This is a genomic window from Aquirufa sp., assembly GCF_044342065.1.
Classification (GTDB): Bacteria; Bacteroidota; Bacteroidia; order Cytophagales; family Spirosomataceae; genus Aquirufa.
In genome coordinates this window covers 1-14536 of record NZ_JBIIQN010000004.1, presented here as the reverse complement: position 1 = coordinate 14536, position 14536 = coordinate 1, and the positions used below count along the sequence as shown (strand labels likewise).

Sequence of the window (14536 nt, the reverse complement as noted above, 5' to 3'; positions counted from 1 at the left end):
TTATGCTGGAAGATTTCATCCAATTTATCCAAAAAGAGAATTTATTTAAACCGGAAGATAAAATCCTTGTGACCGTAAGTGGCGGGATTGATTCCATGGTTTTGGCTAAATTATTTGCCCAAGCCAAATTTAATTTTGGCATAGCTCACGTGAATTTCAGCTTGCGCGGCGAGGAGTCAATTGCGGATGAGGTGTTCGTCAAAAAGTTTGCCAAAACCCTGAAAGTCCCCTATCATTCCATCGTTTTTGATACAAAAGCCTTCGCAGAAAAAGAAAAGATTTCGACCCAAATGGCCGCGCGCTTATTGCGTTACAATTGGTTCGAAGAAATTAGACAACAAGAAGGATATTCATACATCGCTACGGCGCACCACCTGATGGATAGCGCAGAAACGGTACTCATAAACCTGACACGCGGCAGTGGATTAGCTGGTTTTCACGGCATACCCCTTAAAAATGGGCACGTGATTCGTCCTTTGGCCTTTGCCACACAAGAGCAAATTTTTGATTTGGTAGTTGCGAATCGGATGGCTTGGCGGGAGGATTCGTCCAACGAATCCACGAAGTACCAACGCAATTTCATTCGTCACGAAATCGTTCCCAAGTTTCAGGAAATGAATCCATCATTCGATCAGACCTTGGCCCAAACGAGTGCGCGCATTCGAGCTGTCGAAGATTGGATTTCAGATGAATTTGACGCCTGGAAATCTACTAATTGTACCACAGATACCTCCAATAATCAGTTCGTCAAATTAGCCGAATTAAGCTCCAAAGAAAAAGTTATGCAGCAACGCTGGTTGCAAGGCTTACATTTTCATCCAGATCAAATCGAGCAAATTATTCAGCACCCTGCCGACAAAGTAGGCAAGATTTTCGAATCACCTTTGTTTACCTTGAACATAGATCGGGCGCAATGGGTGATCAGTCCAAAAGATCAATCCGAATTTAAGCCGATTCTCATTCAAGAAGAGGACGAAGATATTCAAGTAGGGAATAAAATGCTGCACATTTATGTGGAAGAAAAAACACCTGATTTCAAAGTGCCCACCGATCCGAATATTGCGTGTTTAGACGCAGATAGCCTGACTTTTCCGTTGGAGATCCGCAAGGCGCAGGAAGGCGATTGGTTCTGCCCACTCGGTATGAATAGCAAAAAATTGATTTCGGATTTTTTAACGGACAAAAAGGTGCCGGTGAATTTGAAAAAGACGACAAACTTATTACTTAGTAAAGGTTCCGTTGCCTGGATAGTTGGGCAGCGAATTGACAACCGATTTAAGGTAAGTGATAAGACCGAAACGGTCATGATTTTCGAGATCAAATAACTGATTACCACCTACCTTTGGCAAACCTTGGAGGATTGCCAAAGGTAAGGGGGAAAAAGATTTTTTGGGAGTAAAAAACTGATATTCTATCGAATCAGTTTCCGATACATTTCCGTACGAATCGGATCCAATAAACTCAAATAAGCAAAGGCCTGCTGCCGCTCAGAAGGCGACGCTTCATCCATAATAGAAAAAATCTCATCCGATTTGGAATCGAAAAACACGCGAATGGAAGCGGCACCCGGCCGAACTTGATTAATCTGACGAATCTGCATTAACAATTCTAAAATCCCTTTCCGCGCATCATCGGGCTTATCCTTAAACGCATCTAAATGAATGCGATGGTACGTATAATAAACCTCACGCAAGCCTTGCATTTGTTGGTTCAGCAAACCTTCCGCAATCGCAACCCGCGATCGTATATCATTCATGGTTCCCCAGCCAGAACCTGAGTTTTGGGCGAGGTTGGTTAAATTTGTCAACTTCTGAACAAAAAAATCACCGCCACGTAAACCCATCGAATCGTAATGATAGGCCAGGGATAGATTCGCGTAATAGGCCAACATCGAACTGAAATTATCCATATAACTATTATCGTTATAGGTTATTGGCGTACCTGTCAGGTATTTGAAATTAAAATTCTTATCGATGACATTCAAAATCACCGTCTCATACGAAGTGCCAAAAACAGGTCGCAACACTTGTAAACGAGCATTTGCCTCGAAATCTCCTTGTGAACTCGCCTTGGTCAACAATAAATTAAGATTAACCTTAACCTTTTCCTCGGGAGAAAAAATGTCATTTGACCAGCGTCTACTCGATAAAAATTCTTGGATGGTACGCTGCAGCTCCGTGTAAATTTGAGATGTGCCGCGTTGTTGGTCGAGCTGAATTTGCTCGGTATTGATGGTAACAGAAACTTGTAGTTCTTGGGCGCTAAGCACCCAAGAACTCAAGCATATAATACTTACTAGAAGGGCGCGAAAAGATTTCATATTGAAATCAAACGAAGAAAAATTAGTTTCCGTCTGTAGATTCCTCGCGTGCTCTATAATCAATCTTGTCTGCCAAAAACTCATCAATCGCCAAAGCGCTTGGTTTAGGCATACGCTCATAATATTTTGAAATTTCGATCTGCTCACGGTTCTCGAAAATCTCTTCCAAGTTATCAACCGAAGAAGCAAACTCCGACAATTTGCCAGACAATTCCTCTTTCATTTTGCTTGAAATTTGACGCGCACGCTGGCCAATAATCGAAATTGACTCATACGTATTCCCCGTCTTAATAGCAATTTTATCTACATCACGCGTAATGATGGATGGATTTGTTTGGATCTTAGACATCTCGTTAATTTTAAATTAAGGTTGCAAAAATAAAGTATTTTTTCGAATAAAACTATTGTGGACTCGTCGTCACCTTCGACGTGTTCGACTGCTTTTTCTCCTGCAAAGCTTTCTGCTCCGCCTCCACAGCCGTCAAACGAGCCACTTCCTTCAAACTAGTCGTGTACATCTTTTCAGATAACTTCAAATAAGCACTACTAGGATATTTATCAATTAATTCTAAATAGAATTTTACTGCATCTCCATAACGCTCCCGCTGCCTCGACTCAATCGTACTCTCCGCCAAATCAAATTGCGAAACGACCTTTAAATACGCGATTTCTTCACTGTAATCCGAATCCGGAAAATCACGTTGGAAATTCGTTATCTCAATAACCGAAGACTTCAACGACAAAATATTAAACGGCGATGTCTTATAGTACAACTTCGCCTTCTCATACGCTTTCCGCTCCAACTTCTTACGCAAATCCTTAATCATCTGCGTACACTCATCCTTGTACTTTGTCTCCGGATAATTATTCAAATAACCCTGCAACTCATTAATGGCTGCCAAAGTCCCTGTTTGGTCCAAATTGTAATTCGGAGAGTCTTTGTAGAGGGAGAATGCCGACATATATATCGCCTCCTCCGCAAATTCACTACGCGAAAAAACTTCGGCAAATTTCTTAAAATGAGAATTCGCAACCGCATAATTACTCAAATTGAAGTCACAATAAGCTTGATAAAATGTAGCCAACTCCTGCGTCGAATCCCCCTTCAATACAGGTAGAATTTCATCAAATAAAATTCCAGCCTTATCAAATTCCTTCTTCTTGTAGTAATCCATCGCAGCCTTGTACTTCAAAGGAACACTAGCGCTTTTTCTAAATTTCTCAAACTTACCGCATGAACTCAACCCGATCACTGCGATTAATAGAACCAATAAATAATTTTTCAACTTCATAAGCGCGCAAAGATAAGGATTAATTACGACTAAATTGTAAATGATACAGCGTCGAATATAAGCCTCCCTGATTCAATAACTCTTCATGATTTCCCCGCTCTTTAATTTCCCCTTTATCCATCACCAAAATTTGATTCGCATTCCGAATCGTCGACAATCGATGTGCAATTACCACCGCTGTGCGCCCCTTCATCAAGGTTGCTATGGCTTGTTGGATCATTAACTCCGAATCCGAATCCACCGATGAAGTCGCCTCATCCAACACAATAATCTTCGGATTGCGCACCATCGCTCGTACAAACGAAATCAACTGACGCTGGCCCACACTCAAAGTAGCCCCACGCTCCATCACCTCATAGGCGTAGCCGCCAGGTAAACTCATGATAAAATCATGTACCCCAACTGCCCTAGCCGCCTCTTCCATCTTTTCCTGCGTTATCCGGTCATCACCCAAATGAATATTATAAGCAATCGATGAACTAAACAAAAACACATCCTGCAACACAACCGCAATATTCTCCCGCAAACTTTCAATCTCATAATCCGGCAAAGCAACCCCATCAATCTCAATGACGCCTTGTTGGCAATCATACATACGAGCCAACAACCCAATTATGGACGATTTCCCAGCGCCAGTAGCGCCCACAATCGCCATCGTCTTTCCAGCCGGAACAGTAAAATCAACGTGCTTAACAACCCATTCAGGCTCTTGGTACGCAAAACTTACCTCGTTAAATTTAATTTCACCACGTACTTCATCGGCCAATACAGACCCATTATTTTGGATGTAATCCGTCGAGTCCAACAAAGTCAAAATCCGCTCCGTTGACACAATCCCCATCTGAAGCGTATTAAACCGATCCGCAAGCATCCGAATCGGACGGAAAAATAAATTTATGAACATCACAAACGCCGTCAGCGTCCCTAATGTTATCTCCTCACGTAAAATATAAGTTGACGCCATCCAAACCACAAACCCTGAACCCACCGCCGAAATCACATCCGCCACGGGAAAATAAACCGAATAAGCCAAAATCCCCTTAATATTCGCATCGCGATGCGCTTGATTAATCACATTGAATTTGGCCAGCTCACGCTTCTCCGCATGAAACAACTGCACAACCATCATCCCAGAAATATGCTCCTGTACAAAGGAATTCAAATTAGCGACTGCTAAACGAACCTCATTAAATGATTTTTTGATATACTCCTTAAAAACATACGTCGAGAAAAACATGAAGGGCAAGGTGGCTAAAATCACGCAAGTCAACCGCCAGTCGGTATAAAACATCACCCCAATAATCAAAAATAATTGAAGCAAATCTCCAGCAATCGAAGCTAAACCCTCTGAAAACACATCGTTCAAAGTTTCTATGTCCGATACCGTACGAGTTACCAAACGACCAATCGGAGTGGCGTCAAAAAAAGCTAAACGCAAATGGACAATTTTAGCATATAACTGAACACGGATATCACGAATGACTGTTTGGCCTAAAAAGCCCGCTAAATAACTCGTTGAAAATTGAAGGGAAGTTTGTACCAATAAGACAAGAATCATCAGCATAAATTGCTGCAACAACTCCGCCATGTGACCCAAACTCACATAGTTGTCTAATGTAAATCGAATCATCAACGGGATCACCGGCGAAACACTAGCTGTCCCTAAAATCAATAAAACTAAAAACCAAAAACGAATTTTGTACGGCTGAATAAAGCCGTAAATGCGGCGAATAATATGCCAGTCAACAATCTTGCCAATCTCCTTTTCGTTCATTTAATTTCAGTTGGCATCGCCGCACACGTCCCACAGCCTTTGGCACATTGACCAGCCGACTTACCCCAAAACTGTTGATAAACCAGTCGGCCTAAATACACCAAAGCTCCCACAAAAATCAGCGCAATAATTACGGTTTCCATTTCGATTGTAGTATGCGTAAAAATTCATCAAATATAGGCCCAGCCCCAATAATCTCCCCACTAAAAATTACCTCATCCCCACCCGAAAAATTTGTCACATATCCACCCGCCTCTTCGATAATAATTTTTCCTGCCGCCACATCCCAAGGTTTTAAATTTGCCTCAAAAAAGCCTTCAAAGCGACCGCATGCCGTATACGCCAAGTCGATCGCTGCAGCACCCATCCGACGTAAACCGTGACTTTTTTGCATAAGTTCCTTTAGCAAAGCTAAATATTGATCCTGATAAGAAAAATCATAATACGGAAAACCTGTTGCTAACAAGCTCCGACTTACCTGATTTTGATCTGAAACATGAATCGATTGATCATTCAAAAAAGCCCCAGTTCCCTTCGCAGCGTAAAATAATTCATCTCGATTAGGCTCATAAATCAACCCCAATATCGGCTGTTTCTGATAAATTAAGCCCACAGATACCGCATAAATAGGCAGTCGATGCAAGAAATTTGTCGTACCATCTAACGGATCAATCACCCAATAGTAGCCATCACCCACCTCACTGTAATCTGAGGCCGACTCCTCTGCCACAAATCCTGCTTCCGGAAAAACCATTCCCAAGCCCTCTTTTAGCCGTTTTTCAGCCGTCTGGTCCACATAGGAAACCAAATCATTCGTTCCCTTATATTGAATATCCTCCTGCCCGATGTCATTCACCACCGACTGAATCCAGCGCCCCGTTTCCAAGACTACCGGCTTCGATAAGTTTAGCAAGTTGGCCAGATCCAACATATCTACTTAGGTTGTAAGGCCAACCAATCCGCAAGGATTTGTTGGGTTTCTTTTAAATATGCGTCTTTGGCATGTTTATCTGCCGCGTTCTCCTTCTTGTCTTTGTCGGCAGTCGACTCATCCGCTCCACCCAGCGCATCCATCACCGCCTGAGACTCATCCGGTTTTTTCTTTTGCTCATCCAATTCCTTCTTCCGCTTTTCCATGTTCAATGAAATGGAATTGGTCTCTTTGATTTTTTTCCAACGCTCAAAATCGGCCCGCAACTTGATCAAGTCCGGCTTCGTTTTTAAACGTGTCGCATACGCCGCTTGCATTTTACTTAGTACCGCAGGCACAACATTGTTCGTAGGCTGATAGCTCGTTGATGCAATCATATCCCAAGGCAACGCACTAGGCTGCGAACTTTCGCCAAACTCCTCCGCAGAGAAAGCTGATGGTAACGCAAAATCCGGACTAACTCCTTTATGCTGCGTCGAACTACCATTTACACGGTAAAACTTCTCCAACGTAATTTTCAGTTGGCCCGCCGGCTCCTTCCCATCCCCTAAATAATTATCTAAGTCCACCACGGATTGAACCGTACCTTTTCCATAAGACTGCTCCCCGACAATGATTCCACGTTTGTAATCTTGTATGGCAGCGGCAAAAATCTCGGAGGCAGAAGCTGAAAAGCGATTAATCATAATAACTAATGGACCGGCATAAACTTGTTCGATATCGCGATCTACTTCTTGCGAAATCTTACCGTCGGCCTGCTTGCGCTGTACAACCGGTCCTTTCGTAATAAATAAACCCGTCAAATCGACGGCTTCAATTAAGGAGCCTCCCCCATTATTTCGCAAATCAATCACTACGCCGTCGACGCCCGATTGCTTAAAAGCCGTTAAAAACTTACGGACATCCGAGGTTGTTGAATTAAAATCAGCCTCACGCTTACGCGCTCCCTCGAAATCCCGGTAGAACATGGGAATGGTAATCAAACCAATCTTCACATTTTTATCTCCCTGTTTGAAATTCAATACCTCTTGTTTCGCTTTTTGCTCTTCAATTTTAATTTTCTCACGTACAATGCGTACCTCCGAAGTAGGGGAACCCGTTACTCCATTCGCTGCTAAAATTTTCAACCGGACAACGGTACCCTTGGTACCCCGAATTAACTTGACGGCATCGTCGGTAAACCAACCGATCACATCAACAAACGCGCCTTCGTCACCTTGAGCTACACCTACAATGCGGTCTTTGGGATTGATCAATTTACTACGGAACGCTGGACCACCAGGTATTAAATCCTGAATGGTTACATAATCACCTTCTAGACGAAGTGTGGCTCCGATTCCCTCAAAACTTTGGGACATGTCCTTGTTAAATTCTTGCGCCGCTTTCGGAATCATATACGACGTGTGTGGGTCGATACTTTCCGTGTAGGCGTTCATAAATACTTGAAAAACATCTTCCGACCGGGTACGAGCCATGTATTTGGCAGAACGCGCATACCGCTCTTTCAATTCCCGGATGGCAGTTGTGTCTGCTTTGCCCCCAATTTTCCAATCTAGCAATTGACGCTTTAAGTCTTTGCGCCAATAATTATTTAGCTCCTCAGCCGTTTCGGCCCATTGCGCTTTTTCACGATCAGGCTGATAAGTCTCATCCGAGGTAAATTCAACCGGTTGCTTCATTAGTTGGTCGATGTAAGCATAGCGCTCTAACATGCGCTTTTGATACCGGTTATACATCTGAAAAGCAGATGTCAAATCCCCCATATTCAATTGCTCATCGATTGTGAGCCTATATTTCTCCATTTCCGCGACATCAGCTGCTAAAAAGAAGACTTTATTGGGATCTAGGTTTTTGATATAGGCATCAAAAATCTTGGATGATAAGGAATCATTCACAGGAATCTTCCGATAATGGTAATTGCTTAAAATACCAAACACCAAACGCTCTACCTTCTTTTGCGTTTCCGTTGGCTGTAAATCACCTTGCTCATATGTTGCCTTTACCTGGGTATCCTGCGTTTTCCCGTGCAGGAAAACAACTACCAATAAAGACAAAGGAATTAAAATCGGAAGTATCCTTTTCATGTTATTCTTTTTCGATCGCTAATAGTTCCACATCAAAAATAAGGGCTGCGTAAGGCTTGATCGTTTGACCACCTCCTCGAATGCCGTAAGCTAATTCTTGAGGAATGTATAATTTAAATTTAGACCCAACGGGCATTAATTGCAGCGCTTCAACCCAGCCAGGAATCACGCCTGACACAGGGAAAGAAATCGGTTCGCCGCGATTCACTGAAGAATCAAAAATTTCTCCATTGATTAATGTTCCATGATAATGTACTTTCACCTTATCGGCTGCAGAGGGCTTGGGGCCATCCCCCATTTTAAGTACTTTATATTGTAAACCAGAAGCCGTCGTGATCACAGAATCTTTCAATTTATTCGCTGCCAAGAACTTCTCTCCTTCAACGCGATTTGGCTCATATTGTTTTGCTTGCTCAGCCGCTTGGGCTTGTTGGTTCTTCATCATGAAATTATTCATGACACTCTGACATTCTTGCTCGCTGATTAATAGTTTCCCACCTGATGTCACAGAAGCAAAGCCTTTGGCAACCATTTCTGGATTCAAGGTTACTTTTTGAGATTTAAAATTTTGAGCAACCAAAACACCTACGGCATAGGAAACCGAATCAATAGCGGAGTTAAATGGCTTAACCGGAACTTTTGTTACGGAAACGGTCAATTTAGGTTTGGTTTTAAGTGGAGCCTTAGGCTTGGTTTGTGCAAACGAAGAAAAAGTAAGTAAAGAGGCGGCTGTTAGGTATGCCAATGGTTTTAAAAAGTTCATGAAAATCTGATTTGATTCAAAAATAAAGTTCCTAAGATACACGAAAATTGCGGCTCGCTCAATAAAATTAACGGCATTTAACAGGCGTCATTTTTGCGCTAAAAAAACAATCTAAAAAAAGTCTTATAAATAGGCTGATTTTTTACCAAAGTTATGGGAATATTGAAATTTCCTAGCTAATTTTGCACTCGAAATTTTATAATAAAAAACATAAAACTTTAGTATGGCATCAGTAAGACCAGATGAGGTTTCGGCAATTTTAAGAGAGCAGTTATCTCAGGCGAAAACTCAAACAGAATTAGAAGAAATAGGCACTGTACTCCAAGTGGGTGATGGTGTGGCTCGTATTTATGGCCTTTCCAATGTACAAGCGGGTGAATTGATCGTTTTTGAAAACGGTTTAAAAGCCTTAGCCTTGAACTTAGAGGAGGACAATGTAGGAGCTGTACTTTTGGGCGATTCTAGCCAGATTAAAGAGGGTGATACGGTAAAGCGTACGAACTTAATTGCGTCTGTACAAGTAGGAGACGGAATTTTAGGTCGCGTTGTGAATACATTAGGTGAGCCTATCGATGGAAATGGTCCTATCACTGGAAAGTTATATGAGATGCCATTGGAGCGTAAAGCACCAGGTGTAATCTTCCGTCAACCGGTAACAGAACCATTACAATCAGGTATCAAGGCAATCGATGCGATGATTCCAGTAGGTCGTGGCCAGCGTGAGTTGGTAATCGGTGACCGTCAAACTGGTAAAACAGCTGTTTGTATCGATACGATCATCAATCAAAGAGAATTTTACGACAAAGGCGAGCCGGTATTTTGTATCTATGTAGCCATTGGTCAAAAAGCATCCACTGTTAAGCAAATCGAGCAAACGCTTCGTAAAGCTGGCGCGATGGATTATACAGTTATCGTTTCTGCATCTGCGGGTGATCCTGCACCGATGCAATTTTACGCACCATTTACAGGAGCTGCGATCGGAGAATTCTTCCGGGATACCGGTCGGCCTGCCTTAGTTGTTTACGATGATTTATCGAAGCAAGCGGTAGCATACCGTGAAGTATCTTTATTATTACGTCGTCCACCAGGACGTGAGGCATATCCAGGAGACGTTTTCTACTTACACTCCCGCTTATTGGAGCGTGCGGCGAAAATCAACAACTCGGACGAGATTGCGCGTAGCATGAATGATTTACCTGATTCCATCAAAGGAATTGTAAAAGGTGGCGGTAGCTTAACAGCTCTTCCAATTATTGAAACACAGGCGGGTGACGTTTCGGCATATATTCCAACTAACGTAATTTCGATTACGGATGGTCAAATCTTCTTAGAAACTAACTTGTTTAATGCGGGTATTCGTCCAGCGATCAACGTAGGTATTTCGGTATCACGTGTGGGTGGTAATGCACAGATCAAATCGATGAAGAAAGTGGCGGGTACATTGAAATTGGATCAAGCACAATTCCGTGAATTAGAAGCATTCTCGAAGTTTGGTTCCGATTTAGATGCATCTACGAAGTTAACGATTGACCGTGGTCGTCGTAACCTAGAAATGTTAAAGCAACCTCAATTTGCACCACAGCGTGTAGAAGAGCAGGTAGCTATGATTTATTTAGCAACTACAGGTAACTTGGATAATGTTCCGGTAGAAAAAGTTCGCGAATTCGAACAAGATTTCATTCAAGTATTGCGCGCGACGGAAAAAGCTACTTTAGAGGCTTTAGGTCAAGGAAAATACGATGATACCCTAACTGCTACATTGAAGCGTGTGGGTAATGAAGTTGCAGCTAAGTACAAAGCATAAAATTTAGACTACTATGGCTTCCTTAAAAGAAGTAAGAAATAGAATTGTATCTGTCAATTCAACGCAGCAAATCACGAAAGCCATGAAAATGGTTTCGGCAGCTAAGTTGCGTCGTGCACAGGATGCCATTCAACAAATGCGCCCTTACGCAAGCAAATTAGCTGAAATGATTTCCACAGTATCGGCTCGGACAGATGCTGCTGCGGAAAATCCATTCACGGAAGTGCGTGAGGTAAAACGAGTTATGATCATCGTGGTAACTTCTGACCGTGGTCTTTGTGGCGCTTTCAATGCCAACGTAGGTAAAGCAGCCATGGCTTTGGTGCAGGAGAAATACGCGAGTTTACATGCAGCGGGCCAAGTAGAAGTTTTATCCCTGGGTAAAAAAGGGGGTGAATATCTTTCAAGACGTGGTTATAAAGTCAATGATGCCCATGCGGATATCTTTTCTCGTTTGAATTTCTCAAACGTGCGGGAAATCGGTGAATTCATGTTGAATGCATTTATGGAAAAGCAATTCGATGTGGTTGAAATACTGTTCAATTACTCGAAAAACGTAGCCACGCAAATCATTCAAACGGAGCAATTACTACCCTTGGTTGCGGCTGAAACGGGCGCAAAATCAAGTGCCGTTGATTACATCTTTGAACCTTCGGAGGAGCAAATCATTTCGGAGTTAATTCCAAAGTCAATTAAGTTGTCTATTTTCAGAGCATTATTAGAGTCCAATTCATCTGAACATGGCGCTCGAATGACTGCCATGGACAAGGCAACAGAAAACGCGGGTGAATTAATCAAAGCGTTAAAATTAGAATATAACCGCTCACGTCAAGCTGCGATTACCAAGGAAATTCTTGAGATCGTAGGTGGAGCCGAAGCACTTTCAGCCTAAATTATGAAGCAATTATTCGTTTTTATCTTCGTTTTAATCTCGTTGCAAACAATGGCACAGGGCATTAAAATGCCAGCACCAAGTCCAGGTCAAACGATCAAACAAGATTTTTCGCAGTCCTTCATCGAAGTAGTCTATTCGCGTCCGATCATTAAAGGACGTACGATCTTTGGCGACATTGTTCCATTTGGAAAATTATGGAGAGCAGGGGCGAATAACCCAACCAAAGTGACTTTTGGCGAAGATGTCAAAATTGCGGGTAAAGAACTGAAAGCGGGTTCATACCAATTAATGATCATTCCTTCAGCTAAAAGCTGGGAAATCATTTTCAATAAAGGAACAAATGGCGTTTTCAATTACCATCCAGAGGAAGACGTGCTAAAAGTATCAGTACCTACCATTTCGCTTGCTTCTAGCGTGGAATCATTTACGATTCAGTTGGGCCAAGTGATTGCCAATACATGTGAAATTCAAATCATGTGGGAAAAAACAAGTGTATCCATTCCGGTAACCACGGAAATTGATGCTAAAATTGCTGCTTCTATTGAGAAGGCAATGAGCGTTGATACCAAACCTTATTTTGAATCGGCGTCTTATTATTACGAGACTGGTCGTGATTTGAAAAAAGCATTGGATTGGGTGACCAAAGCGTCTGAAGCTAATCCTTCAGCCTATTGGGTCATGCATTTAAAAGCGAAAATTCAAGCCAAATTAGGAGATAAAGTTGGCGCTAAAGCTACTGCCCTAAAATCCATCGAATTAGCGAAAGCTGGAAAAAATGAAGATTACGTGAGCTTAAATCAAAAATTAATTGATGGCTTATAATTGGAACTAAACAGAGCAAGAAAGCCTTTCTTAATCGGAAAGGCTTTTTTTAGCTTAAAATTATGAAGGAAGAAAACGGATATAGTACGGGAGAGGAAAAAGAAACGGCAGTACTTGTGGCTGTAACTACGCAGAAACAAAATGCGGTACAAACGTCGGAGTATTTAACGGAGTTGGCCTTTTTAGCCTCAACATCAGGTGTATTGACCTTAGCAAGTTTCACACAAAACTTAGCTAAACCTGATAACCGCACCTACGTGGGTAAGGGGAAATTAGAAGAGATTATTGCTTATCTAATCGCGAAAGATGTAGATATGCTCATTTTTGATGATGATTTAAGTCCATCACAGGTTCGTAACATCGAATATGAAATCTCACTCTTGGGCAGAGAGATGAAAGTATTAGATCGTAGTTTATTAATTCTCAATATTTTTGCCCAGCGTGCTAAAACAATTCAGGCCAAAACCCAGGTTGAACTAGCCCAATATCAATACATGTTGCCGCGGTTAACGCGCATGTGGTCTCACCTTTCAAAGCAACGCGGTGGCGTGGGAATGCGTGGACCAGGTGAAAAAGAATTGGAGACGGATCGTCGGATTGCCAACGACCGCATTTCCTTTTTAAAAGATAAATTAGAAAACATCGACAAACAGTCTTCGACCCAGCGGAAGAACCGGGACCGCATGGTTCGTATTTCGCTCGTGGGATATACCAACGTGGGCAAATCGACGCTCATGCAGAAATTAGCTAAAGTGGATGTTTTCGCTGAAAATAAATTATTTGCCACGGTGGACTCTACGGTTCGCAAGGTGGTTTGGGATAACATTCCATTTTTATTGACAGATACGGTAGGATTCATTCGCAAGCTCCCTACCCTATTGATTGAATCCTTTAAATCTACGTTGGACGAGGTTCGAGAGGCGGATATCTTACTCCATGTCGTTGACATTTCGCACCCAAATTTTGAAGAACAAATTGAAGTTGTACAAGGGATTTTGAATGAGATGGGCGCGGGTGATAAGCCAACGATCCTGGTTTTCAACAAAATTGACCTATATAACGTCGAAGATGTTTTCTTTGAAGGAGCAGCAGTGGATGAAGATGGCAATCCGGAGTTAACAAAAATGGAGCGTGTGACGCGCTTCTTGAAGCAATCGCATTGGCAGACGAATACACCCAAAACCGTATTTATATCGGCGGAACAACGCTCAAATTTGGGTGAATTACGCGGTATGGTGATGGAAATTATTAAGGAAAAACATTTTCAGATATTCCCTAACTGGTTGGATACCAATCACTTGATGGGGTATAATGATGGGGTGGTTCCGGAGAATTGAGAGGTGAGAGGTGAGAGGTGAGAAGTAAGAAGTGAGAGGTGAGTATTAGCGCTGTAGTTCAACGGATAGAATAGGCGTTTCCTAAAGGTTCCAGTATTGTTAAGACGAAAAGATTGTCAATAGTCACAACTGGATTGGATTTTGGAAAATTGGGGTAATGAAAAATACCAAAGTGTGTAGCAGAAGTGTGTTGCAATTCGGTAAATTTGAAAAAAAATAATCCCGACAGGTTGGGAACGAGCGTTTCCTAAAGGATTATTCAATTTGGAGAAGTTGGAATTGAGGAAATGTAGGACTAGTTTGAATTTGGCAAAATTGATGAACTGAGAAAATAGAAAGTGTGAAGTAAATGTGTGCAGTAGGATTGTATATTTGAAATAATACTAGCGTCCCATAGTTTAATGGATAAAACAAGAATTTCCTAAATTTTAGATGCAAGTTCGATTCTTGCTGGGACGACACTAAAAAACCCTTGCATCAGAGCGAGGGTTTTGTTTTATGACTTTCGGGAATA

General features: G+C 42.1%; 13 protein-coding genes and 1 tRNA gene. 6 read left to right on the top strand and 8 right to left on the bottom strand.

Annotation, left to right across the window (positions count from 1 at the left end):
• Positions 1-2 precede the first annotated feature (2 nt).
• A complete protein-coding gene (tilS, locus tag ACIQZ2_RS02630) occupies positions 3-1325 on the top strand; it encodes a tRNA lysidine(34) synthetase TilS (protein ID WP_395767284.1) in 1323 nt (440 codons plus the stop codon).
• A gap of 86 nt (positions 1326-1411) precedes the next feature.
• Here the strand turns inward: tilS and ACIQZ2_RS02625 are convergent, their stop codons facing one another.
• The 8 genes from ACIQZ2_RS02625 to ACIQZ2_RS02590 all read right to left on the bottom strand — a co-directional run bounded on the left by ACIQZ2_RS02625 (position 1412) and on the right by ACIQZ2_RS02590 (position 9164).
• A complete protein-coding gene (locus tag ACIQZ2_RS02625) occupies positions 1412-2320 on the bottom strand; it encodes a DUF4835 family protein (protein WP_395767283.1) in 909 nt (302 codons plus the stop codon).
• Between the two features lie 22 nt (positions 2321-2342).
• Positions 2343-2660 (bottom strand): DNA-directed RNA polymerase subunit omega, encoded by a 318-nt coding sequence (locus tag ACIQZ2_RS02620; protein WP_395767391.1) that lies wholly within the window; start codon positions 2658-2660, stop codon positions 2343-2345.
• A 61-nt stretch (positions 2661-2721) separates the two neighbouring features.
• Positions 2722-3612 carry an outer membrane protein assembly factor BamD gene (locus ACIQZ2_RS02615; RefSeq protein ID WP_395767282.1) on the bottom strand — a complete coding sequence of 297 codons (891 nt, stop codon included), beginning with the start codon at positions 3610-3612 and terminating at the stop codon, positions 2722-2724.
• A gap of 19 nt (positions 3613-3631) precedes the next feature.
• Entirely contained in the window at positions 3632-5386 is a 1755-nt protein-coding gene (locus tag ACIQZ2_RS02610; protein ID WP_395767281.1) for an ABC transporter ATP-binding protein, read from the bottom strand.
• Positions 5383-5529: a FeoB-associated Cys-rich membrane protein gene (locus tag ACIQZ2_RS02605; RefSeq protein WP_395767280.1), complete on the bottom strand. Its 147-nt coding sequence runs from the start codon at positions 5527-5529 to the stop codon at positions 5383-5385. Before ACIQZ2_RS02605 ends, ACIQZ2_RS02610 begins: the two co-directional genes overlap by 4 nt.
• Positions 5517-6317, bottom strand: a complete 801-nt coding sequence (locus tag ACIQZ2_RS02600) for an inositol monophosphatase family protein (RefSeq protein ID WP_395767279.1) — start codon at positions 6315-6317, stop codon at positions 5517-5519. The genes ACIQZ2_RS02605 and ACIQZ2_RS02600 overlap by 13 nt, the downstream gene beginning before the upstream one ends.
• 2 nt (positions 6318-6319) lie before the next feature.
• On the bottom strand, positions 6320-8401 hold the full coding sequence (locus tag ACIQZ2_RS02595) for a carboxy terminal-processing peptidase (protein WP_395767278.1): 2082 nt from the start codon (positions 8399-8401) through the stop codon (positions 6320-6322).
• A gap of 1 nt (position 8402) precedes the next feature.
• A complete protein-coding gene (locus ACIQZ2_RS02590; RefSeq protein ID WP_395767277.1) occupies positions 8403-9164 on the bottom strand; it encodes an FKBP-type peptidyl-prolyl cis-trans isomerase in 762 nt (253 codons plus the stop codon).
• A gap of 223 nt (positions 9165-9387) precedes the next feature.
• On the opposite strand from ACIQZ2_RS02590, the gene atpA reads away from it, so the two are divergent.
• The 5 genes from atpA to ACIQZ2_RS02565 all read left to right on the top strand — a co-directional run bounded on the left by atpA (position 9388) and on the right by ACIQZ2_RS02565 (position 14481).
• Complete coding sequence (atpA, locus tag ACIQZ2_RS02585) at positions 9388-10968, top strand: F0F1 ATP synthase subunit alpha (protein ID WP_395767276.1); 1581 nt, start codon at positions 9388-9390, stop codon at positions 10966-10968.
• 13 nt (positions 10969-10981) lie between these two features.
• Positions 10982-11860 (top strand): ATP synthase F1 subunit gamma, encoded by an 879-nt coding sequence (atpG, locus tag ACIQZ2_RS02580; protein ID WP_395767275.1) that lies wholly within the window; start codon positions 10982-10984, stop codon positions 11858-11860.
• 3 nt (positions 11861-11863) lie between these two features.
• Entirely contained in the window at positions 11864-12685 is an 822-nt protein-coding gene (locus tag ACIQZ2_RS02575) for a DUF2911 domain-containing protein (protein ID WP_395767274.1), read from the top strand.
• Positions 12686-12747: 62 nt separating this feature from the next.
• Positions 12748-14022, top strand: a complete 1275-nt coding sequence (hflX, locus tag ACIQZ2_RS02570; RefSeq protein WP_395767273.1) for a GTPase HflX — start codon at positions 12748-12750, stop codon at positions 14020-14022.
• 387 nt (positions 14023-14409) lie between these two features.
• A tRNA-Arg gene (locus tag ACIQZ2_RS02565) sits at positions 14410-14481 on the top strand.
• The last annotated feature ends 55 nt before the right edge of the window (positions 14482-14536 follow it).